Source organism: Microbacterium sp. 1S1, from assembly GCF_008271365.1.
Classification (GTDB): Bacteria; Actinomycetota; Actinomycetes; order Actinomycetales; family Microbacteriaceae; genus Microbacterium.
In genome coordinates this window covers 2,190,328-2,210,176 of the sequence record NZ_CP043430.1, presented here as the reverse complement: position 1 = coordinate 2,210,176, position 19,849 = coordinate 2,190,328, and the positions used below count along the sequence as shown (strand labels likewise).

At 70.6% G+C, this 19,849-nt stretch carries 23 protein-coding genes; 13 read left to right on the top strand and 10 right to left on the bottom strand.

The annotated features are described in order from the left end of the window. Positions 1–176: 176 nt before the first annotated feature. The 3 genes from FY549_RS10670 (at position 177) to FY549_RS10660 (ending at position 1,953) form a co-directional block, all read left to right on the top strand. On the top strand, positions 177–563 hold the full coding sequence (locus FY549_RS10670) for an SHOCT domain-containing protein (protein ID WP_149084994.1): 387 nt from the start codon (positions 177–179) through the stop codon (positions 561–563). Positions 564–674: 111 nt separating this feature from the next. Then, positions 675–1,508 carry a mechanosensitive ion channel domain-containing protein gene (locus tag FY549_RS10665; protein WP_149084993.1) on the top strand — a complete coding sequence of 278 codons (834 nt, stop codon included), beginning with the start codon at positions 675–677 and terminating at the stop codon, positions 1,506–1,508. Between the two features lie 43 nt (positions 1,509–1,551). Then, on the top strand, positions 1,552–1,953 hold the full coding sequence (locus FY549_RS10660) for a RidA family protein (RefSeq protein ID WP_149084992.1): 402 nt from the start codon (positions 1,552–1,554) through the stop codon (positions 1,951–1,953). A gap of 19 nt (positions 1,954–1,972) precedes the next feature. On the opposite strand, the gene FY549_RS10655 is transcribed toward FY549_RS10660, so the two are convergent. From FY549_RS10655 to FY549_RS10640, 4 genes are read right to left on the bottom strand one after another with little or no spacing between them, the layout of a single operon-like run. Beyond that, entirely contained in the window at positions 1,973–3,049 is a 1,077-nt protein-coding gene (locus FY549_RS10655) for a DNA polymerase IV (RefSeq protein ID WP_149084991.1), read from the bottom strand. Positions 3,050–3,088: 39 nt separating this feature from the next. Further along, positions 3,089–3,940 carry a CPBP family intramembrane glutamic endopeptidase gene (locus FY549_RS10650; protein ID WP_149084990.1) on the bottom strand — a complete coding sequence of 284 codons (852 nt, stop codon included), beginning with the start codon at positions 3,938–3,940 and terminating at the stop codon, positions 3,089–3,091. Beyond that, positions 3,937–4,662: a tRNA (guanosine(46)-N7)-methyltransferase TrmB gene (gene trmB / locus FY549_RS10645; protein ID WP_149084989.1), complete on the bottom strand. Its 726-nt coding sequence runs from the start codon at positions 4,660–4,662 to the stop codon at positions 3,937–3,939. Before trmB ends, FY549_RS10650 begins: the two co-directional genes overlap by 4 nt. Before the next feature lie 41 nt (positions 4,663–4,703). Further along, positions 4,704–5,543, bottom strand: a complete 840-nt coding sequence (locus FY549_RS10640) for a DUF3097 domain-containing protein (RefSeq protein ID WP_149084988.1) — start codon at positions 5,541–5,543, stop codon at positions 4,704–4,706. A gap of 122 nt (positions 5,544–5,665) precedes the next feature. On the opposite strand from FY549_RS10640, the gene FY549_RS10635 reads away from it, so the two are divergent. The 4 genes from FY549_RS10635 to FY549_RS10620 all read left to right on the top strand — a co-directional run bounded on the left by FY549_RS10635 (position 5,666) and on the right by FY549_RS10620 (position 9,809). Then, positions 5,666–7,699: a TPM domain-containing protein gene (locus FY549_RS10635; protein WP_149084987.1), complete on the top strand. Its 2,034-nt coding sequence runs from the start codon at positions 5,666–5,668 to the stop codon at positions 7,697–7,699. 59 nt (positions 7,700–7,758) lie between these two features. Continuing rightward, positions 7,759–8,502, top strand: a complete 744-nt coding sequence (locus tag FY549_RS10630) for a PspA/IM30 family protein (RefSeq protein WP_149084986.1) — start codon at positions 7,759–7,761, stop codon at positions 8,500–8,502. 63 nt (positions 8,503–8,565) lie between these two features. Continuing rightward, positions 8,566–9,369 (top strand): arginase family protein, encoded by an 804-nt coding sequence (locus FY549_RS10625; RefSeq protein WP_149084985.1) that lies wholly within the window; start codon positions 8,566–8,568, stop codon positions 9,367–9,369. Then, complete coding sequence (locus tag FY549_RS10620; protein ID WP_149084984.1) at positions 9,366–9,809, top strand: Fe-S oxidoreductase; 444 nt, start codon at positions 9,366–9,368, stop codon at positions 9,807–9,809. The genes FY549_RS10625 and FY549_RS10620 overlap by 4 nt, the downstream gene beginning before the upstream one ends. Before the next feature lies 1 nt (position 9,810). Here FY549_RS10620 and FY549_RS10615 read toward each other — a convergent pair whose 3' ends face one another. From FY549_RS10615 to FY549_RS10605, 3 genes are read right to left on the bottom strand one after another with little or no spacing between them, the layout of a single operon-like run. Further along, positions 9,811–10,281, bottom strand: a complete 471-nt coding sequence (locus FY549_RS10615) for an SIP domain-containing protein (protein WP_149084983.1) — start codon at positions 10,279–10,281, stop codon at positions 9,811–9,813. A 33-nt stretch (positions 10,282–10,314) separates the two neighbouring features. Continuing rightward, a complete protein-coding gene (locus FY549_RS10610; RefSeq protein ID WP_149084982.1) occupies positions 10,315–11,049 on the bottom strand; it encodes a tyrosine-protein phosphatase in 735 nt (244 codons plus the stop codon). Further along, complete coding sequence (locus FY549_RS10605; RefSeq protein ID WP_149084981.1) at positions 11,046–11,522, bottom strand: carboxymuconolactone decarboxylase family protein; 477 nt, start codon at positions 11,520–11,522, stop codon at positions 11,046–11,048. The genes FY549_RS10610 and FY549_RS10605 overlap by 4 nt, the downstream gene beginning before the upstream one ends. Before the next feature lie 177 nt (positions 11,523–11,699). Here FY549_RS10605 and FY549_RS10600 point away from each other — a divergent pair, with 177 nt between their 5' ends. Genes FY549_RS10600 through FY549_RS10575 form a run of 6 tightly spaced genes read left to right on the top strand, consistent with a single transcriptional unit; the run spans position 11,700 to position 17,635 of the window. Further along, positions 11,700–12,662, top strand: coding sequence for an alpha/beta fold hydrolase (locus FY549_RS10600; protein WP_262380921.1), 963 nt, complete (start codon positions 11,700–11,702; stop codon positions 12,660–12,662). Between the two features lie 46 nt (positions 12,663–12,708). Continuing rightward, positions 12,709–14,229, top strand: coding sequence for an ABC transporter substrate-binding protein (locus FY549_RS10595; RefSeq protein WP_149084979.1), 1,521 nt, complete (start codon positions 12,709–12,711; stop codon positions 14,227–14,229). Positions 14,230–14,245: 16 nt separating this feature from the next. Further along, positions 14,246–15,196 (top strand): ABC transporter permease, encoded by a 951-nt coding sequence (locus FY549_RS10590; protein ID WP_149084978.1) that lies wholly within the window; start codon positions 14,246–14,248, stop codon positions 15,194–15,196. Then, positions 15,193–16,062, top strand: coding sequence for an ABC transporter permease (locus FY549_RS10585; protein WP_149084977.1), 870 nt, complete (start codon positions 15,193–15,195; stop codon positions 16,060–16,062). Before FY549_RS10590 ends, FY549_RS10585 begins: the two co-directional genes overlap by 4 nt. Continuing rightward, positions 16,059–16,850: an ATP-binding cassette domain-containing protein gene (locus tag FY549_RS10580; RefSeq protein ID WP_149084976.1), complete on the top strand. Its 792-nt coding sequence runs from the start codon at positions 16,059–16,061 to the stop codon at positions 16,848–16,850. Before FY549_RS10585 ends, FY549_RS10580 begins: the two co-directional genes overlap by 4 nt. Beyond that, complete coding sequence (locus tag FY549_RS10575) at positions 16,847–17,635, top strand: ABC transporter ATP-binding protein (protein WP_149084975.1); 789 nt, start codon at positions 16,847–16,849, stop codon at positions 17,633–17,635. Before FY549_RS10580 ends, FY549_RS10575 begins: the two co-directional genes overlap by 4 nt. Positions 17,636–17,720: 85 nt before the next feature. Here the strand turns inward: FY549_RS10575 and FY549_RS10570 are convergent, their stop codons facing one another. Genes FY549_RS10570 through FY549_RS10560 form a run of 3 tightly spaced genes read right to left on the bottom strand, consistent with a single transcriptional unit; the run spans position 17,721 to position 19,847 of the window. After that, entirely contained in the window at positions 17,721–18,344 is a 624-nt protein-coding gene (locus FY549_RS10570; RefSeq protein ID WP_149084974.1) for a GNAT family N-acetyltransferase, read from the bottom strand. Positions 18,345–18,348: 4 nt separating this feature from the next. Continuing rightward, entirely contained in the window at positions 18,349–19,068 is a 720-nt protein-coding gene (locus FY549_RS10565) for a uracil-DNA glycosylase (protein ID WP_149084973.1), read from the bottom strand. After that, a complete protein-coding gene (locus tag FY549_RS10560; protein WP_187614853.1) occupies positions 19,065–19,847 on the bottom strand; it encodes an SDR family oxidoreductase in 783 nt (260 codons plus the stop codon). Before FY549_RS10560 ends, FY549_RS10565 begins: the two co-directional genes overlap by 4 nt. Positions 19,848–19,849 lie beyond the last annotated feature (2 nt).

The following is a 19,849-nucleotide window of genomic DNA, read 5'->3' as shown; positions in this document are numbered from 1 at the left end:
CCCTCCGCCGTCGGGGGAAGCGTACTGCCGACGACAAGGCGGCGGAGGACCGAGATCCTCTGGACTCGACGAGTCACCAGGGTGAACTCGACAGGGAACCGGTGCGCCGGTGCCACGCTCGCCGGTATGGTCCCAGCGTGCCCCCGGCGACGGCGGGCACCGAGAAAGGAGCAGTCATGGGATTTTGGGCATCGTTCTGGGACATCATCTGGTGGTTCCTGTGGATCTTCGCGTTCACCGCGTATCTCTTCGCCCTGTTCGCGATCATCGGGGACCTGTTCCGTGACCACAAGCTGAGCGGCTGGTGGAAGGCGGTGTGGATCTTCTTCCTGATCTTCGTGCCGTTCCTCACCGCGCTCGTGTACCTCATCGCACGCGGCGACGGGATGGCTGAACGCAGCAGTGCCGAGGCCCGGCGGGCGCAGGAGGCAGCGAACGCGTACATCCAGCAGGTCGCCGGCAGCAGCCCCAGCGAGGAGATCGCGAAGGCCAAGGCCCTCCTGGACGCGGGCACGATCACGCCTGACGAGTACTCCCTCATCAAGGCGAAGGCCCTCCAGTAGGGCGCCCCGCGGAGGTGCGGAATTCCCGCCCCCCCCCCCCGCGGACGGTGACATCTCGGCCGCCGCCGACGATCACCTCTCCGACACCGACCACCTCGAGGAGTCCATGGCATGGACCTTCAGGATGTTCTGCCCACCGACATCGACTGGTGGCAGTTGCTGTTCGCCCTCCTCGTCGCCGTGTCGACCTGGATCGTCTCGCGATTCGCGCGGCGAGGCACGACGGCCCTCCTCCGGCGAGCTCCCGGGATATCGGCCGCAGTCGGCACCGCGATCGCGCAGTTCGTCGGGTACGCCATCCTTCTCCTCGGCTTCGGCATCGCCCTCGCGATGCTGGGCGCCAACGTCCAGCCCCTCTTGGCGATCGTCGTCATCCTCGCGGTCGTCGCGGTCCTCGTCCTCCGGGGCGTCGCCGACAACTTCGCGGCCGGGGTGCTCCTCCAGGCACGGCAGACGGTCCGCATCGGCGACGAGGTCGTGGTCGAGGCGCTGGACTCCGTCATCGCCGGGACGGTGACCGAGCTCAACGCCCGTGCCGTGATCCTGCACACGGCGGACGGGCGCGCCCTCCACATCCCCAACGCGCGGCTCCTCTCGGAGCCCGTCGTCAACGACTCCACCCACGGGGCGCGCCGCAGCGAGGTGCAGGTGCGGGTTCGACGCGACGGTTCGACCGGAATCGATGAGGTGATCGCGCCGCTCGTCGCCGCCGCATCGACCGCCGAGGGAGTGCGCCGGCATGAGGCGGTCCGGGCGCTCGTCGTCGGTGTGAGCGAGGACCGGCTGATCGCGCGGCTCCAGTTCTGGCACCATCCCCTGCATGGTGCGGTGGTGAGCGCCGCGGTGGTGGTCGCGGTCTTTGACGCCCTGCGCGCGCTCGGGACGACCGGCACGGTCACCAGCGTTCCCGGCCCGCCCGCCCTCGTCCCGTCCGACCCCGTGTGAGTCCCCGGGGCGCGATGTCGGTGGCCCGCGGGATGATCGGCGCATGAACATCACCTTCCTGCAGCCCGACGGACTCGTCCGCAGCCCGGCCTTCAGTCACGCCGCCGTCGTCCCACCCGGGGCGACCACCGTCTACCTCGGCGGGCAGAACGGCGTGGACGCGTCCGGCACCGTCGTCTCGCCCGACGTCGGTGAGCAGTCCCGCCGCGCTGTCGAGAACGCGCGGGTCGCGCTGGAGTCCGCGGGGGCGACGCTCGACGACGTCGTGAGCTGGACCATCCTCATCCACGAGGATGCCGATCTGCGCGCCGCGTACGGCGCCGTGGCCTCCACCCTCACCAGGGACGGGGCCCCGCCCCTGGTGACCGCCGCACGCGTCGCCGGACTCGGGGTACCCGGTGCACTCATCGAGGTGAGTGCGATCGCGGCGATCGTCCGCGACTGAGCGCCGTCCGCCACTGAGCTCAGATCCGGCCTCGCACGGGCGTCCGCTCGACACCGCCCGGTGCGTCCGGCATCGCCATCTCTGCCCGCACACCGAGCAGGCGCACTTCGCGGTCGGGGTCGAGGGTGTCGCCGAGGGCGAGCGCCGCGGCGACGACCTCCTCGCGTTCCGTCGTGGGCGCCGCGAGCTTTCGACCGAAGGTCTTCGTCTCGAACGGCGCGTACCGCACTTTCAGATGCACCCTCGTCACCGGGCGGCCTTCGGCAGCGCAGTCGTCGAAGGCGTGCTCGGCGAGTTCCCGCAGGGCGTCCCGCACCTCGCCGTGAGTCGTGAGGTTCTGCTGATACGTCGTCTCCCGACTGTGGCTCCGTGCCACCCAGGGGGTGTCGTCGACGACCCGCGGACCCAGCCCGGAACCGAGCCCGAGGTACCAGCGCCCCATCTTCGGACCGAACTCCGCCACCAACGTCGCCTCGTCTGCCGCTGCCAGTTCACGGACAGTGTCGATGCCGTGGGCGGCGAGCCGTTTCTGCACCTTGGGGCCCACGCCCCAGAGGTCGCGCGTCGGCCGGTCCCCCATCACCGCGAACCAGTTGTCGGCGGTCAGTCGGAACACGCCCTGCGGCTTTCCGAACTCCGTCGCGATCTTCGCCCTGACCTTGTTGTCGCCGATACCCACCGAGCAGTGCAGTCCTGTCGCCTCGTCCACGGCGCGCTGAGCGGCGCGGGCCACGCTTTCCGGGTCGTCGGTGACCGTCCCGAGGAAGCACTCGTCCCATCCGATCACCTCGAGCACGACGTCCGGCAGGCCACGCAGCGCCGCCATCACCTCGTCGGACGCACGCTCGTACTCGGCATGATCCACGGGAAGGAACACCGCATCCTCCGGCGCCTTCCGTGCGGCGACCTTCAAGGGCATCCCCGAGCCGATACCGAACGCGCGGGCCTCGTAGGAGGCCGTGGACACGACGGCCCGTTCCGTCGGATCGCCCCGTCCGCCGACGATCACCGGGCGGCCGGCGAGTTCGGGGCGGCGCCGCACCTCGACGGCCGCGATGAACTGATCCATGTCGACGTGCAGCACCCACTCGGCCATGCATCGAGTGTGGCCGCTCGCGACCGGGAAGTCACCCCGTCAGACCAAGAAGATCGGCAGGAGACCCGGGTTGTGCGCGTGGACGAGCACCGCGAAGACCACCGCGTCGAAGAGGAGGTGCACGGTGACGACGTAGGCCAGCGAGTGCGTGCGGAGGAAGATGAATCCCTGCAGGAGGGCGAACGGGATCGTCAGCAGCGGTCCCCACTCCCGATACCCCAGCTCCCAGAGGAAGGAGACGAACACGACGGCCTGCAGCACGTTCGCGAGCGCGTCGGGAAAGTGCCGGCGCAGCAGGGCGAAGACGGTACAGATGAAGAACAGCTCGTCCCAGATGCCGACCGCGCCGACGCCGACGAAGAGGCGCACGATGAGATCCGGCGTGTCGACCACGGGCCAGTTCTGGTAAACCCCGCTGCTGATGAAGTAGAACGGCAGAATCAGCCAGCCCAGCACAAGGACGGCGGCGAGCCACCCCCACTGGAGCGCCCCCCAGCGCTGCCCCGTCCGCCACGGGAAACGGATCGCGTGGTCGCGGAAGACGAATCGCGAGAGCACGTACGGCACCAGCACCGCTCCGCCCAGCGCGATCGTGAAGCGCAGCATGGCCAGGTTGTCCAGTTCCGCCGCGAGCGGGATCGCGCTCACGATCAGCATGCCGATGGCGATCAGCGCGAGATCGCGGGTGAGAGATGGACGCCGCATTCGCTCGGCCGCCGTCGGCACCGGCTCGCGGCGTTCGATCAGTGCGGCGACGCCCACCCCGAGCGCCAGCAGCAGCCAGCCGAGCCAGGGCAGCGCCGCGACGAAGAAGGCCGGGGCCGCCGCGCACACCAGTACGGCCGGGACGAGCCGCTCACCGGCCGTCGAGACCACGGTCGGCTGAGTCACACACGGTCCCGTCGGCGGTACACCAGATCACGGATGTCACGTCCCTTCGCGATCCCTTTGCGCTCGAAGGCCGTCATCACGCGACCGTCGAACCTTTCCGCCCAGTCGCCGTCGAACGCCCGCTCGAAGAGCGGCTCCGCGTCGAGGACCTCCCGCATCTGGAAGGCGTAATCCTCCCAATCGGTCGCGAGTCGGAGCAGGCCGCCGTCGCGGAGCGCCCTGGCGGCGGTGTCACCGAAGCCCGGTCGTACGAGGCGGCGCTTGGTGTGGCGCTTCTTGTGCCACGGGTCGGGGAAGAAGATCCACACCTCGGCGGCGGCGCCCTCCGGCAGGTAGGAGGCGAGGACCTCCGGCGCGTTCGCCTCGACCACACGGAGATTGTGCGCGCCGGCACGATCGGCGTCGAGCATGGTGCGCGCGACCCCGGCGCGGAAGACCTCCACCGCGAGGAAATCGTCGTGAGGGCGGCTCGATGCCGCCGCGACGATGGCGTGCCCCTGGCCGGACCCGATCTCGACATAGAGATCCGCGTCCCTGCCGTACTCCTCGCCGATGTCGAGCCGCGCCTCCGGGTGCACCGACGTCCACGCGACGTCGCGGGGCACGTCGAGCAGGTACCGCGGGGCGAGGTCGGAGAAGGCGCGCTCCTGCGCCTCGGACATCCGGCCGCTCCGGCGCACGAAAGACACCGGTTCGTCGCGGAAGGTTCGGGGTTCGGGCATGGATCCAGGGTAGCCGTCGACGTCGCGACGCCCGGACGCGGTCAGGCCGCGGGCTCCGTGACGAAGTCGATCAGTTCCTCGACGCGACCCAGCAGCGCGGGCTCGAGATCGCGGTAGGTGGTCACCCTCGACAGGATGTGCTGCCAGGCGCGAGCCGTATCCGCCTGCGTCTCATGGGGCCAGCCGAAGGCGCGGCAGATGCCGGTCTTCCAATCGACGCCGCGCGGGATCTCCGGCCACGCGGCGATGCCGAGGGCCCGCGGGGTGACACACTGCCAGACGTCGACGAACGGGTGTCCGACGATGCGGACGTGCCGCCCGTGCGGGCCGCGGGCGACCGCGTCGGCGATGCGGGACTCCTTCGACCCGGGAACGAGGTGGTCGACGAGGACGCCGTACCGCCGTCGCGCGCTCGGGGGCTCCGCCGCGAGGAGGTCGTCGAGCAGATCGACGCCCTGCAGATACTCCACCACGACACCCTCGACGCGCAGGTCGGCACCCCACACCTTCTCCACGAGCTCGGCGTCGTGTCGCCCCTCCACGAGGATGCGGCTGGGCAGAGCCGTCCGCGCACGCTGATCGGCCACGGCGAAGGACCCGGAGGCCGTCCGACGGGGCCCCTGTGCGGAGGCGGACGGCACGGCGAGCCGAACCGGTGCGCCGTCGATGAGGAAGCCGCCGCCGAGGGGGAACAGTCGTCGTCTGCCGAGCCGATCCTCGAGTTCCACGGCGCCGCCCTGCACCTTCGTCACCGCGCCACAGAACCCATCCGCCGCGACCTCCACCACGAGGTCGATCTCCGCGGGCACCTGCGGCACCGGCTTCGCGCCGCGGTCGCGCCATCCCGCCGCCAGCACGTCCGATCCATACCTGTCGTCCATGCCTTCCAGCGTATGTGTCTCCGCTGAGGGCGAACGGCGAGACGCGCGCGAGTGCTGTCGCGTGTCGGATGCGATGCATAGACTCGTCACATGGGGCTCGGCTGCCGGTCGGAGGGAACACGATGACGAAACGGTGGCTGACGCTGGGCGCTCTGACCCTCGCGGTCGCGATGGGTGCGTTCTCCGCCTCGGCGGCGTCCGCGACCGATCCGCTTCCCCTCGACTCCGGATACGTCACCGATCAGGCGGAGGTCCTCTCCCCCGCCGAAGAGGAGCAGGTCGAGGCACGCCTGCAGGAGCTCACCACGAACTCCTCTGCCGACCTCTTCGTCGTCCTCGTCGACGACTTCACCAACCCGAGCGACAGCGTCGCCTGGGCCGACCAGGTCGCCAACGACAACCGCCTCGGCCCCGATCAGTACCTGCTCGCGATCGCCGTCGAGGGCCGGAGCCTCTACATCTCCGCCGACTCCTCCGGGCCGCTGAGCGACGGGCAGCTCGCCGCCATCGAAGACGCCATCGCGCCCCTCGCCGGCAGCGGCGACTGGACCGGGGCGATCACGCTGGCCGCCGACGAGATCCAGGGAGACGGAGGTGCCGCGGCGCTCCGCGTCACGCTGGTCGTCCTCGGGGTGGTCGCCGCCGCGCTGCTGGTGTGGCTCATCGTCGTGCTCGTCCGACGTGCCAGGCGCAACGCCGCGATCCGCGAGCGGGGCGCCATGCCAGAGAACCCCGATCCCCGCGATCCCTTCTCGACGCTGACGGATGCGCAGGTCGAGCAGCAGGCCGGGGTCGCACTCGTGCGCGCCGACGACGCCATCACGTCCAGCCGGGAGGAGCTGGGGTTCGCCGTGGCGCAGTACGGGGACGGGGCGACGGCCGAATTCTCCCGGGCGGTCGACGAAGCGAAAGCGAAGATCGCCGAGGCGTTCGACCTCCGGCAGAAGCTCGACGACGAGGTCGAGGACTCCATCCACGACCGCCGCGCGTGGCATATCCGCATCATCCGGCTCGCCGACGAGATCGACGACATCCTCGATGACAACGCCGAGGCCTTCGACGAACTGCGCCAGCTGGAACAGAACGCTCCGCAGGAGCTCGATCGGGTCCGTCGGGAGCGGGATCAGCTGACGCCGCTCCTCGCCTCTGCCGCCCCCGCGCTGGCCGCGCTCTCCGCGACCTACGACCAGAGCGCGCTGACCACCGTGGCCGACAACGCGGTACAGGCGGAGGAGCGCGCTGCCCTGGCGGATCGCTCGATCGACGCGGCGGCTCAGGCGCTGGCCGCGGGCCGCAGCGGCGAGGCCGCCTTCGCGATCCGCACCGCCGAACAGGCGATCGCGCAGGCCGCGCAACTCGTCCAAGCCCTCACCGCGCTGGGCACCGAGCTGTCCACCATCGACGCGCAGGCCCAGGGGCTGGTCGCGGAGCTGCAGGCCGACGTCAGCGCGGCGTCGCAGCTCCCCGATCCGTCCGGCGCCCTCGCATCCGCGGCGAGCGCCGTCACGGCACAGCTGCAGGCGGCGCAGACCGATCTCCTCGGAACGCCGCGGAACCCGCAGCGCGCGCTCGACGCTCTCACCGCGGCGAACGCCCAGATCGACGCGGCGATCGCGCAAGGGCGGGAAGCCGTGCAACGCGCGCACCGTGCGCAGCAGCTCCTCGAACAGACGCTGGCTCAGGCCGGGTCGGAGATCCGCGCGGCGCGCGACTTCATCGAAACGCGCCGGGGGACGGTGGGCTCCACCGCCCGCACCCGGCTCGCGGCTGCGGACGCCGCGCTCACCCAGGCGCTCACGCTGCGCACGACCGACGTCGAAGCCGCCCTCGGCGAGGCACAGCGCGCCCTCGACCTCGCTCGCCAGGCCACAGCGACGGCGGAGGCCGACCTCCGCTCCTACTCCCCCGGCGGCTACGGGGACGACGGTTGGGGCGGGCTGTTCGGCGGCTCCGGATCGCGTTCGACCAGCTCCGGCATCGGCGGCGACATCCTCGGCGGGATCATCGGGGGTCTCCTCGCCGGTGGCGGGAGCGGCGGATCCTCGCGTCGCGGCGGTGGTTGGCGCTCCTCGGGCGGTTTCCGCAGCTCCGGTTTCGGGGGCGGCGGATCCCGCAGCAGCGGAGGCCGCGGACGCTCCGGAGGTCGACGCTTCTGATCCCCTGCACAGACACATACGCCAAGCTCTCGAAGACGCCCCTCTGAAAGGAACCACGCATGACCAAGCAGTCCATCTTCGGACGGATCTCGACCCTCGTCCGCGCGAACATCAACGCCCTCCTGGATTCTGCGGAAGACCCGCAGAAGATGCTGGACCAGCTCGTCCGCGACTACACGAACAGCATCGCCGACGCCGAGTCGGCCATCGCCGAGACCATCGGCAACCTGCGCCTGCTCGAGCGCGACCACGAGGAAGACGTGCAGGCCGCGACCGAGTGGGGCAACAAGGCCCTGGCCGCCAGCCGCAAGGCGGATGAGATGCGCGGAGCGGGCAACACCGCCGACGCCGACAAGTTCGACAACCTCGCCAAGATCGCTCTGCAGCGCCAGATCAGCGCTGAGCGTGAGGCGACCGGTGCCGAGCCGCAGATCGCGGCGCAGACCGAGATCGTCGACAAGCTCAAGAGCGGCCTGAACGGCATGAAGGACAAGCTCAACGAGCTGAAGAACAAGCGCAGCGAACTCCTCGCTCGCGCCAAGGTCGCCGAGGCGCAGACCAAGGTGCAGGACGCAGTGAGCTCGATCAACGTGCTCGACCCGACCAGCGAGCTGGGCCGGTTCGAGGACAAGGTCCGTCGTCAGGAAGCCATCGCACAGGGCAAGGCGGAGCTCGCCGCATCGAGCCTGGACGCGCAGTTCGAGAGCCTCGAGGACCTCGGGGAGCTCACCGAGGTCGAGGCGCGGCTCGCCGAGCTGAAGGCCGGCGGCACCGCGCCGCGGCAGGCGATTGAAGGCAACTGACACCGTCCCGGGTGCCCGGGCCCCGTGCCCGGGCACCCGCCGTTCCGTTTTCGGGAGGTCTCCATGGTGCGTTTCCTCGTCGTGCCGCAGTGGCAGGGCTCGCCCGCCGCGCGGGCGATGCTCCTCGTCGACGGCGCATCGGCCATCGCCGGCGACCTGCCCCGCGCCGCGACGACCGTCCTCGACGTTCCCGTCGAAGCCGGCGAGTCCCTGGGGACGGGTGTCCGGCGGTTCAGCACGCTCTCGAGGACACGGGAGCTGGTGGCCGGGCACCTCGAAGCCGGGACCGTGGTGATCGGCGGCGACTGCAGCGTCACCGTCGCGGCGCTCGACGCGCTCCCCGGTGGCACCGACGACCTCGCGGTGGTCTGGTGCGATGCGCACGCGGATCTGCACACGCCCGACACGTCGCCCTCCGGCGCCTTCTCCGGCATGGCGTTGCGGGCGGTCCTCGGCGAGGGAGAGGCGCGACTCGCGCTCTCCCCCGGGGTCCCTCGGGAGCGGGTGGTCACCGTCGGCGTCCGTACCGTGGACGACACCGAGACCGACGAACTGGACCGCCTGCGAAACCTCGGTGTGAACGACGTGGAGGACACCGCTGCCCTCGCCGGCGCGGTGGAGGCGACCGGGGCGACACGCGTCTGGGTGCACATCGATGTCGACGTCCTCGACCCCGCCTCCTTCTCCGGTGTCTCCTCCCCGGTCCCGTTCGGGACCACTCCAGCCGCCCTGAGCGCAGCCATCCGGGAGCTGCGCTCCCGTGTCCCGCTCGCCGGAGCGACGGTCGCAGGCTTCGCCCCCCGGACACCCGCCGATGCGGTCGACGACCTCGGCGCCCTTCTCCGACTCGTCGGAGCCGTCGCGTGACGGCCGGGTCGGGCTGGGAGGAGACCGCTGCGGAGCGCCTCGCTCGCGGACGCCGTCTCGATCGACGCATCCCGTCGTTCCTCCTGCGCTCGCCGATCAGCCGCCTGGGCTATGCCTGGGGCACTGCGGTCGGCTGGGTGTGGGGATCACTGTGGAGCACTGGTCCGATCGAACGGCGCGCCGGCCTCTGGATCTTCCGCGGCATGCCCCGGTGGACCTTCAACCGCGGCGGGGTGTGCGTGGGAGGGTGCTTCCTCACCGGCGACGAGGCCCCCACGGACGCGGTCCTCCGCCATGAGAGAGTGCACAAAGCGCAGTGGCTGCGCTACGGGTTCCTCATGCCCCTGCTCTATCTCGTCGCAGGGCGGAATCCGCTGCGGAACCGCTTCGAGATCGAGGCCGGGCTGGCGGACGGCAACTACGTGCGCCGCGCTGGCTGAGTCAGCTCTCGACGCGGAGCAAGCCGAACCGCTCGGGCACGCGGATGCGGTTCGGCGCGACCGCCAGCCGCTCCGTGAGGTGCTCGACGATGTCGGCCGTGCCGAGGTAGCCCCCGAGCAGCGTCACCTGCGTCTCGACCTCGTCGTCCAGCAGCATCTCGTCGGCCCATGCGCAGGTGGCTCTGGCCAGCGCCTCGCCGGGTGCACAGCCGCGACCGCTGCCGGGAGCCCCCGAACGCGCGGAGCGCGCCAGCCAGGTGACCGTCATGCGGCCGGGCGCGTGGATGCGCCCGATGTCGGACGCCTCCGGCACCTCGATGAAGATGCGGCCGGATGCGCACAAAGGGAGGGTCGCGAGGAACGCCTCGAGATCGAGCAGTGAGTGCTCGTCGGCGGTCACCAGGTGGTGTGCGCGACGGCGCGCCGCGCGGCGTGCCGCACGCGTGCCCCGGGTGTCGAGCGTGGTGTCCATGGTGATCCCATCGTACACCAAGCGAAGGCTTGCCTAACCTTCGACCGCCGATTCCCTCGGCAGCGGCTCCACGAGCGCGTCATGAAGCGCGGCGAGTTCCTCGTCGGTCATTCCGTTCGCCCGCAGATAACCCGCCGCGGAACCCCAGCGCTCGTCCACCGCGGCGAGCAGGCGTCGCATCACCTCGGCAGGCGAGCGGGTGGCGAGATCCACGGCGTGCACCGCCTCCGGGTGCTGCGCCCGCAGGTAGGCGGCGATCCGGCGGGAGCGCTCCGCGGGCAACTGGGATTCGGTGAGCGCGTAGTCCTCGATGACCGCCTCGCGATCAGCTCCGACCGCGGACAGCGCGAGGGCGACCGTGACCCCCGTCCGGTCCTTGCCCACGGTGCAGTGGATCAGGGTGGGCTCTCCCGCCGCGATCACCCTGACAGCGGCGACCAGCCGGTCCCCGCTCTCCTCCAGCAGATGCAGGTAGAGGTCGTCCAGGCTCGTGTCGGCTTCGAAGAAGGAGCGTACGGATCCGAGGAACAACGGAAGGTGGGTCGTTTCCGGGCCCTCGATCTCGCTCGGTTCCGCGGCCACCTCCTCGCCGTCGCGGAGGTCGACGATACGTCTGACCGACGACCGCAGCCGTGCCGCCCCGCGCGTCGTCGCGTTCGAGAGCTGTCCAGAGCGCAACAGGACACCGCTGCGGATGCGTCCGCCCTCCGCGGGGATGCCGCCGACGTCCCTGACGTTCGTCACGCCCTCGACGTCGAGGATCGTCACGCGCCCGCCTGAGCGCCGCGCGGCGGTACCGGGTAGCGCCCGGCGATGACGATGCGGTTGAAGGCGTTGATCGACACGCAGGCCCAGCTCAGGGCGGCGTACTCCTTCTCGGTGAAGACTCCGCCGACCAGGTCGTACACCTCATCCGAGATGCCGTCTTCCGCGATGAACGTGAAGGCCTCGGCCAGTTCGAGGGCGGCACGCTCCCGGTCGCTGAAGACGCCGCTCTCCCGCCACACCGCGATCTGGCTGATCGTGTCGGCATCGAGGCCCGCAGCGACCGCCCGATCCACGTGGATCCGCGTGCAATAGCTGCATCCGTTCAGCTGGGAGCAGTGGATCATGACGATCTCCTTGAGGCGATCGTCGATCCCGTTCGCGGCACAGATGCTCCCCACCGTCTTCGAGAAGGCATCGAGCGCCTGATAGGCGGCCGGCTCCGTCTTGGACAGGTGCACGCGCTGTTCGGTCATATCTCCATGATATTCCGACGAGCAGGGTCGGAAGCGGCTCGATCAAGAAGGCGGGAAATGCAATCTGGCAAGCCAGATGAGGGATGACCTAGCGGAATGCATTGCATACAGCTGAAACAGGTTGTCGATTTGCTCCGGCATTTCTCCGGAACCCGGGTCGGGGCGCAGAATAGCCGCGTGGCGATCGACAGCAGCGAGTTCTCCTATCTTCCCGCGCAGGCCGAAGCTCTCGGCGTCCCCCTCCCGACGGTGGAGCGCCTGACGCTCCCGCTCCCCCACGGCCGGGTCGTCAGCGCCCTGCGCTTCGGGGCCGAGACTCCCCGCGTCACGTTCCTGCACGGCGCCGGCCTGAATGCCCACACCTGGGACACGACCGTGCTGGCGCTCGGACAGCCGATCCTCGCGATCGACCTTGCCGGTCACGGCGACTCCTCCTGGCGCGACGACGCCGACTACTCCCCGCGTACCCTGGCTGCCGATGTCGTCGCTGCGCTGGAGGCGTGGACCTCGCAGCCGCAGGTCCTGGTCGGTCAGTCGCTCGGCGGCCTCACCGGCGCGGCCGTCGCCGCAGCCCGCCCCGACCTGGTGGCCGAGCTGATCGTCGTGGACATCACCCCCGGCATCGACGTCTCCGCCGGCCCCGCCGCCCTCCGGGAGTTCTACGCCGGCCCCACCGACTTCGCGAGCCGCGACGAGCTCGTGGACAAGGCGATGGCTCTCGGATTCGGGGGCACCCGCCCGGAGACCGAGCGCGGCGTCTTCCTCAACACCCGCGTCCGTGATGACGGGCGGGTGGAGTGGAAGCACCACTTCGCGCACCTCGCGGCCGCCGCGCTCGCCGCCCACGACCCGGGCACCCCGACGGCCCCGTCTGCACTGCACGAGACGGGCTGGGACGATCTGGCCGCGGTTTCCGCGCCCGTCACGCTCGTCCGCGCCGAGCGCGGTTTCGTCAGCGCTGCCGATGCCGAGCAGTTCCAGCGGCGCCTCCCCGACGCCCGCGTGGTGGTCCTGGACGCCACCCACAACGTCCAGGAGACCGCCCCCCCAGGGACTCGCGGCGCTCCTCGCCGCGGCCGCGGCAGGCGGAATATGACGTTCCGTTCCGCACCCGCCCCGCACGCCCCCGCCCGACCCTAGGCTCGTCCCACCGGCACACAGCACCTGCCGCCCCGAGAGGAAACCCATGTTCCGACGTCATCGACGCCTTGCGCTGATCTCCGCGCTCGCGGCCACCGCCGTGATCCTCAGCGCCTGCTCCGGCTCAGCCGACCCCGCCCCGTCGGCGGGCGGCGGAGAGCCCGACCCCGACGCCACCCTGCACGTCGGTCTCGTGCTCGAGCCCACGAACCTCGACATCCGGCACACCAGCGGCGCCGCCCTCGAGCAGATCCTCATCGACAACATCTATGAGGGCCTGGTGAGCCGCACGCAGGAGAATGAGATCGTGGAGCGTCTCGCCTCCGACTACGAGGTGTCCGACGACGGCCTCACCTACACGTTCACCCTCAACGAGGGGGTCGCCTTCCACGATGGCTCGACCCTGACCTCCGCAGACGTCGTCGCCTCCTACGAGACCGTCCGCACGGACGCCACGGTGCAGGGCAACGCGGAGTTCGCATCCGTGGCCTCGATCTCGGCCCCGGACGCCGCCACCGTGCAGATCGTGCTGTCGGAGCCGAACCAGAACTTCCTGTTCGCGCTCACGGGCCCGGCCGGTCTCGTCTTCAAGAAGGGCGACACCACCGACCTCAAGACCGCGGAGAACGGCACGGGGCCGTTCACCCTCGCGCGCTGGAACAAGGGAAGCACGATCACCTTCACTCGCAACGATGCGTACTGGGGAGACCCGGCCGGCGTCGCCGAGGTCGAGTTCCAGTACATCCCCGACTTCACGGCAGGAGTGAACGCCGCTCTCGCCGGAGACGTCGACGTGCTCACCGCCGTGGACCCGAACCTGGCCCCGCAGCTCGAGGACTCCGGCGAGTTCACGCTCACGACGGGCCGCACGACCGACAAGGCCACGCTCGCCTTCAACAACAAGAAGGCTCCGCTGGACGATGTCCGGGTCCGTGAGGCGCTGCGCCTGGCCATCGACCACGAGGCGCTCATCGAGGCCGTCGGCGCGGGCACGCCGCTGTACGGACCCATCCCCGAACTCGACCCCGGCTACGAAGACCTCTCCGACGTCATCTCGTACGACCCGGAGCGGGCCAAGGAGCTGCTCGCCGAGGCTGGCCAGGAAGACCTCGATCTCACGCTGACCATCCCCTCGTTCTATGGGACGACTGTGCCGAAGGTGCTCATCTCCGACTTCGACAAGGTGGGCGTGAACCTCGAGGTGGACTCGGTGGAGTTCCCGACCTGGCTGGAAGACGTCTACACGAACAAGGACTACGACCTCAGCTTCGTGCTGCACGTCGAACCACGGGACTTCGGCAACTTCGCGAACCCGGACTACTACTTCGGCTATGACAACGCCGAGGTGCAGGACCTCTACGCGCAGGCCCTGGCCGAGGTGGATCCCAAGGCCTCCGCGAAGCTTCTCGCCGAGGCCGCTCGGATCGTCTCCGAGGACCACGCAGCCGACTGGCTCTACAACGGCCAGACCATCACCGCCGTGAGCCCCCTCGTCTCCGGGTTCCCGGAAGACTCGATCAACTCGCGCATCAACCTCGCGGGCGTGACCGTCTCCGCGGCGAGCTGACGACGGTCGACGCGCCGTGCTGCGTTACGCGCTCGTCCGAGGAGCCCTGCTGATCGCGGGGCTCCTCGTGTCGAGCGCGCTCATCTTCCTCACGCTCCGGGTCTTCCCCGGGGATGTCGCACAGCTCATCGCGGGCACACAGGCGTCGCCGGCCGAAGTCGAGGCGCTGCGGGAGTCCCTCGGCTTGAACCGCCCGTTGCTCGCGCAGTACGCCGACTGGATCGGCGGCATCTTCCGCGGCGACCTGGGGACTTCGCTGCTCTCAGGCGCCTCCGTCGGCGAGGAGCTCCTGCTGAAGGCGCAGGTCACGGTGCCGCTCGGGATCATGTCGCTCGCGATCGCCGTCCTCATCGCGGTGCCGTTCGGCGTCCTCGCGGCCCTGCGCCGCGGCCACCGCGACGGCACGGCGCTCAGCGTCGGTGCCCAGGCTCTCGCTGCCGTGCCCGTCGTTTGGGCGGGGATGATGCTGATCGTCGTGTTCTCCGTGTGGCTGGGCTGGCTGCCACCCCAGGGCTTTCCCCGTACCGGGTGGTCGACACCGGGCAGAGCGATCGAGGCGCTGCTGCTCCCCGCCCTCACCATCGGCGTCGTCGAGGGGGCCATGCTCATGCGCTTCGTGCGCAGCGCGACCCTGCAGGCCGCGGGTCAGGACTTCGTCCGCACGGCGGCCGCGAAGGGCCTGACGAAGACCCGGGCTCTCATCCAGCACGGCATTCCTGCCGTCGGCCTGTCCATCATCACGGTTCTCGGTCTCCAGGTCGCCGGCATCATCGTCGGCTCGGTCGTCATCGAACAGCTGTTCACCCTCCCCGGTATCGGCCGCATGCTCGTGACGGACGTCGGCACCCGCGACCTCATCAAGGTGCAGAGCGAACTGCTCGTGCTGACCGGCTTCGTCCTCGTCATCGGCTTCCTGGTGGACCTGCTGCACCGGGCGATCGATCCTCGACAACGGGAGGCGGCATGAGCGCGCGGTGGTTCCCCCGGCTCTGGCGGACCTCGACCGGCCGTTTCGGGCTGATCGTCATCGGACTCATCGCCCTGGCCGCGATCGTGTCCCTCTTCTGGACGCCGTTCGACCCGCGGGCCTCGGACATCGGCGACCGCTGGCTGCCGCCGGGCTGGCCGCACCTCCTCGGCACGGACGACACGGGCCGTGACATCCTGAGCCTGCTCATGGCGGGGGCGCAGACGACGGTGTTCGTCAGCGTGGGGGCCGGGCTCGTGGCCACGGCAGTCGGTATCGCCCTGGCCACCCTCGGCGCCCTGACCACCCGCTTGGTCCGGGAGACGGTTGCCGTGCTCGTCGACATCCTCATCGCCTTCCCCGTGCTGCTGATCGCCATGATGATCTCGTCGGTGTGGGGTGGCTCGCTCTGGGTCGTCATCTGGGCCGTCGGGATCGGCTTCGGTGTGAACATCGCTCGGGTCACGCGCCCCGAGCTGCGCCGCGTGCAGCAGAGCGACTTCGTGCTCGCCGCGCGCGCCTCCGGCCTGACTCCGGCGCAGAACCTCGCCCGGCATCTCCTGCCCAACGTCGCGCCGGTGTTCATCGTGCAGTTGTCGTGGTCGATGGCTGTGGCCGTCCTCGCGGAGGCGGGACTGTCCTACCTCGGCTTCGGGGCCTCGGTTGTGGAACCGAGCTGGGGGCTGCTGCTCGCCGACCTGCAGCGCTACATCGGCGTGCATCCGCTCACCGTGATCTGGCCCGGCCTGACCATCACCCTCACCGTTCTCGCCCTCAACCTGCTCGGGGATGGACTGCGCGAGGCCACGGACCCCACGCTGCGGCATCGCGCAGCCGAGACGCACACGCCGGCGGTGGTCGCATGAGTCTGACGGTCGAGGATCTCGTCATCGAGATCGACGGACGGCGCGTGGTCGACGGCGTCTCGTTCGAAGCGCCCGACGGCACGCGCCTCGGCGTGATCGGCGAGTCGGGCTCCGGCAAGTCCCTCACGGCGCTCGCCGTGCTCGGCCTGTTGCCCGACGGGGCGACGGCGCGCGGGAGCATCCGCTGGGACGGCGTCGAGCTGATCGGGATGCCGGACCGCGAACTCGCCCGGCTGCGCGGCGACGACATCGGCATCGTCTTCCAGGAGCCGCGCACGGCGCTCAACCCGATCCGCACCGTCGGTCGGCAGATCGCGGAGTCGATCCGCATCCATGAGGGCATCGGGCGGCGCGAGGCCAGGGAGCGGGCGGTCGCCGAAGCCGCACGCGTCCGGCTCCCCGACCCGGAGAGCATCGTCGACCGGTACCCGCACCAGCTCTCCGGCGGTCAGCGTCAGCGGGTCGCGATCGCCATGGCTCTCGCCTGTCGCCCGCGGCTGCTGATCGCGGACGAGCCGACGACGGCGCTCGACGTCACGATCCAGGCCGAGATCCTGTCGCTGCTGCTCCGGCTCGTCGCCGAGGAGGGGATGTCGCTCCTGTTCATCACCCATGACCTCGCGGTGCTGTCCCAGGTCGCGACGGACGGTGTGGTGCTGGAGCACGGACGCGTCGTCGAGAGTGGCCCCGTGTCGCGACTGCTGACGGCGCCCTCCTCCCCCGTCACGCAAGGGCTGCTGCGGGATGCGACGGCAACACTCTGGCGCCCCGAGGGAGGTACCCGATGAGCTTGATCGAAGCACGAGGGCTCCGGCGAGACTTCGTGGTTCCGAAGCGCGCCGCGTTCGAGCGCACCCGCCGGCAGACGGCACTGGAGCCGACGGACCTCGATGTACCCGAGGGCGCCTCCCTCGGGATCATCGGCGAGTCCGGCTCCGGGAAGTCGACCCTCGTGCGCCTGCTGCTCGGCCTCGACCGTCCGACCGCGGGGACGGTGACGGTGGACGGCCGTTCCGTCGATCCCTCGGCCTCCGCGCGATCGCTGCACTGGCTGCGTCGACGGACGGGGCTCGTGTTCCAGGATCCCTACGCCTCGCTCGACCCACGGATGACCGCGGGGCAGATCGTGCGGGAGCCGCTGTGGGCCCTCGACATCGAGGGGGACCATCGAGCCCGGGTGCGCGAGGTCCTCGCCCAGGTGGGCCTCGACCCCGAGATGGGCGATCGCTACCCGCACGAGTTCTCCGGCGGGCAGCGCCAGCGGATCGCTCTCGCCCGCGCGCTCGTGCATCGCCCGCGGATCCTCGTGGGCGACGAGCCGCTGTCGGCTCTGGACGTGACGGTGCGCGCGCAGATCCTCGACCTCCTCGCGGAGCTGCGGGTCGCGGACGAGCTCACGCTGCTGCTCGTGTCGCACGACATCGGCGTGGTGCAGAACCTCTGCGACACGGTCGTCGTCATGAAGGACGGCCGTATCGTGGAGCGCGGTCCGACCCGGGAGGTCCTCCAGCGCCCGACGGCCGAGTACACCCGCACTCTCCTCTCCGCGATCCCCGTCATCCCCGACGCCTGATCGTTCGACCCACCCCTTCCGGCCGCCCCGGCCCGTTGCGTGCGCTCGCAACGGGCCGGGAGGCACGAAAGGGGTGGGTCGAGGGTCAGCGCGGGAAGAGCGAGAGGCGACGACGGGGGCGAGAGGGGCGAGAGGGGCGAAGCGCACGGCGCAGGTAGACGGTGCCCAGGTCGCGCCCGAACTTGTGGCCGACGCGCCCCATGCGCCCGGCCTCCACGAAGCCGAGCTTCTCGTGCAACCGGAGCGAGGCCTCCGCGCCCTGATCGCTGATGACGGCGACCATCTCCCGCAGCCCTCGCTGCTCGCAGGCGTCGATCAGGGCCTGCAGGAGGGCGGAGCCGAGCCCTTTGCCCGCCGCCCCCGGTCCGAGATAGATCGAGTCCTCCACCGTGTAGCGGTAAGCGTTCTTGCCTGCCCACGGTTGCGCGAGCGCGTAGCCGAGGACGGCGCCCGACGGCGACACCGCCACGAGGAAAGGCAACCCGAGTCGCTCCAGGAGGGCGAACTTGTCCCGCCAGTACGGGATGCTGCTTCGGCGCTCGTCGAGGGTGACGGCGGAGTTGCTGACGAAGTGGTTGTAGATCTCGCGCACGTGAGGCAGGTCGGCGGGCCTGGCTGGGCGGATCGCGTAGGAGAACGTGTCCGGCGCGGTGGCGGGACGAAGGTGGCGCGGCAGAACGCGACGACGGTCCCCCGGCTCGAACTGCATGCGCTCAGCTTAGGGAGCCGGATGCCTCGCCCTCCACCCGCCAGTCCACCGGTTCCGCACCGAGGCCCTCCAGGAGGGCGTTCGCGCGGGAGAAGGGGCGGGAGCCGAAGAAGCCGCGGCTGGCGGAGAGCGGTGACGGATGCGCCGAGGCGATCACCGGTGTGTCGCCGAGCAGGGGCTGGAGGTTCGCCGCGTCACGCCCCCAGAGGATCGCGACGAGCGGCTGATCCCGGGCCACGAGGGTGCGGATCGCCAGCTCCGTCACCTGCTCCCATCCCCAGCCGCGGTGAGAGGCGGCCGCGCCGGGGCGTACGGTCAGCACGCGGTTCAGCAGCAGCACGCCCTGGTCGCTCCACGCGGTGAGGTCTCCGTGCGGCGCGGGCGGGAGGCCGAGGTCGGCTTCGCGCTCCTTGTAGATGTTCATCAGGCTCCGCGGCAGCGGGCGCACGTCGCGGTCGACGGCGAACGACAGCCCGATCGGGTGCCCCGGGGTCGGGTACGGGTCCTGGCCGGTGATGAGCACGCGGACGTCGGCGAGCGGTCGCTGGAACGCGCGCAAGACGTTCGGCCCCGCAGGGAGATAGCCGTGGCCGGCAGCCTGCTCGGCACGCAGCCGCTCCCCGAGCGCCGTGATGGTGTCCTGCACCGGAGCAAGAGCCTGAGCCCACCCGGCGTCGATCAGCCCCTCGTCCGCGAGCTCGGCGAGGGTGCGTCCTCCGGTCACTCGACGGGCCGGACGCGCAGCGGACCGCGTGCGAGCAGGTGCTGTGCGGACTGGGCGACGGGTCGCATCGTGATCAGGTCGAGGTTCACGTGACCCGGGGCGTCCAGCGCATAGGCGATGACGTCCGCCACGTCCTCGGCCCGCAGCGGCGCCTCGACACCGGAGTAGACCGCTTCGGCGGCGACGGCGTCGCCGCCGAGTCGGTTCAACGTGAACTCCTCGGTGTGCACCATGCCGGGTGCGACCTCGGCCACCCGCAGGGGCTCGCCGTTCAACTCCTGCCGCAGCGCCCGCACGAGCATCGCCTCGGCCGCCTTCGCCGCGTTGTAGCCCGCACCGCCGGGATAGGCGGTCTGCGCGGCCGTCGAGGTCACGAAGAGCAGGTCGGCGTGACCGTCCGCGTCCGCGGCGCGACGCAGCAGCGGGAGGAGGCCGGCCACGAGGCGCTGCGTCGCGAGGACGTTCGCGTCGTACATCCATTGCCAGTCCGCGAGCGCGGCATCCTCGACGCGGTCGGTGCCTCGCGCGCCGCCGGCGACCTGGACGAGCGCATGCACCGGTCCCGTGCGCTCCAACTCCTCGAGGAGGGCCGCCACGGCCGAGTCATCCGTCAGATCGCAGGCGATCGTCGATGCGCCCGTCTCGGCCGAGAGGACCGCGAGACGATCCGCGCGGCGGGCGACGCCGACGACGTCCCACCCCCGCGACCGGAGGGCCCGCACGGTCGCCTGACCGATCCCGGAACTCGCACCTGTCACCACTGCACGTCTGTTCGCCATGC

Excerpts from the sequence above, each read along its gene's own strand:
- FY549_RS10670 (WP_149084994.1), top strand. The coding sequence starts at position 177 with ATGGGATTTTGGGCATCGTTCTGGGACATCATCTGGTGGTTCCTGTGG.
- FY549_RS10570 (WP_149084974.1), bottom strand. The coding sequence starts at position 18,344 with ATGCAGTTCGAGCCGGGGGACCGTCGTCGCGTTCTGCCGCGCCACCTT.
- FY549_RS10655 (WP_149084991.1), bottom strand. The coding sequence starts at position 3,049 with ATGGCCGAGTGGGTGCTGCACGTCGACATGGATCAGTTCATCGCGGCC.
- trmB (WP_149084989.1), bottom strand. The coding sequence starts at position 4,662 with ATGCCCGAACCCCGAACCTTCCGCGACGAACCGGTGTCTTTCGTGCGC.
- FY549_RS10640 (WP_149084988.1), bottom strand. The coding sequence starts at position 5,543 with ATGGACGACAGGTATGGATCGGACGTGCTGGCGGCGGGATGGCGCGAC.
- FY549_RS10585 (WP_149084977.1), top strand. The coding sequence starts at position 15,193 with ATGAGCGCGCGGTGGTTCCCCCGGCTCTGGCGGACCTCGACCGGCCGT.
- FY549_RS10580 (WP_149084976.1), top strand. The coding sequence starts at position 16,059 with ATGAGTCTGACGGTCGAGGATCTCGTCATCGAGATCGACGGACGGCGC.
- FY549_RS10575 (WP_149084975.1), top strand. The coding sequence starts at position 16,847 with ATGAGCTTGATCGAAGCACGAGGGCTCCGGCGAGACTTCGTGGTTCCG.
- FY549_RS10560 (WP_187614853.1), bottom strand. The coding sequence starts at position 19,847 with ATGGCGAACAGACGTGCAGTGGTGACAGGTGCGAGTTCCGGGATCGGT.
- FY549_RS10635 (WP_149084987.1), top strand. The coding sequence starts at position 5,666 with ATGACGAAACGGTGGCTGACGCTGGGCGCTCTGACCCTCGCGGTCGCG.
- FY549_RS10595 (WP_149084979.1), top strand. The coding sequence starts at position 12,709 with ATGTTCCGACGTCATCGACGCCTTGCGCTGATCTCCGCGCTCGCGGCC.
- FY549_RS10630 (WP_149084986.1), top strand. The coding sequence starts at position 7,759 with ATGACCAAGCAGTCCATCTTCGGACGGATCTCGACCCTCGTCCGCGCG.
- FY549_RS10615 (WP_149084983.1), bottom strand. The coding sequence starts at position 10,281 with ATGGACACCACGCTCGACACCCGGGGCACGCGTGCGGCACGCCGCGCG.
- FY549_RS10665 (WP_149084993.1), top strand. The coding sequence starts at position 675 with ATGGACCTTCAGGATGTTCTGCCCACCGACATCGACTGGTGGCAGTTG.
- FY549_RS10660 (WP_149084992.1), top strand. The coding sequence starts at position 1,552 with ATGAACATCACCTTCCTGCAGCCCGACGGACTCGTCCGCAGCCCGGCC.
- FY549_RS10625 (WP_149084985.1), top strand. The coding sequence starts at position 8,566 with ATGGTGCGTTTCCTCGTCGTGCCGCAGTGGCAGGGCTCGCCCGCCGCG.
- FY549_RS10605 (WP_149084981.1), bottom strand. The coding sequence starts at position 11,522 with ATGACCGAACAGCGCGTGCACCTGTCCAAGACGGAGCCGGCCGCCTAT.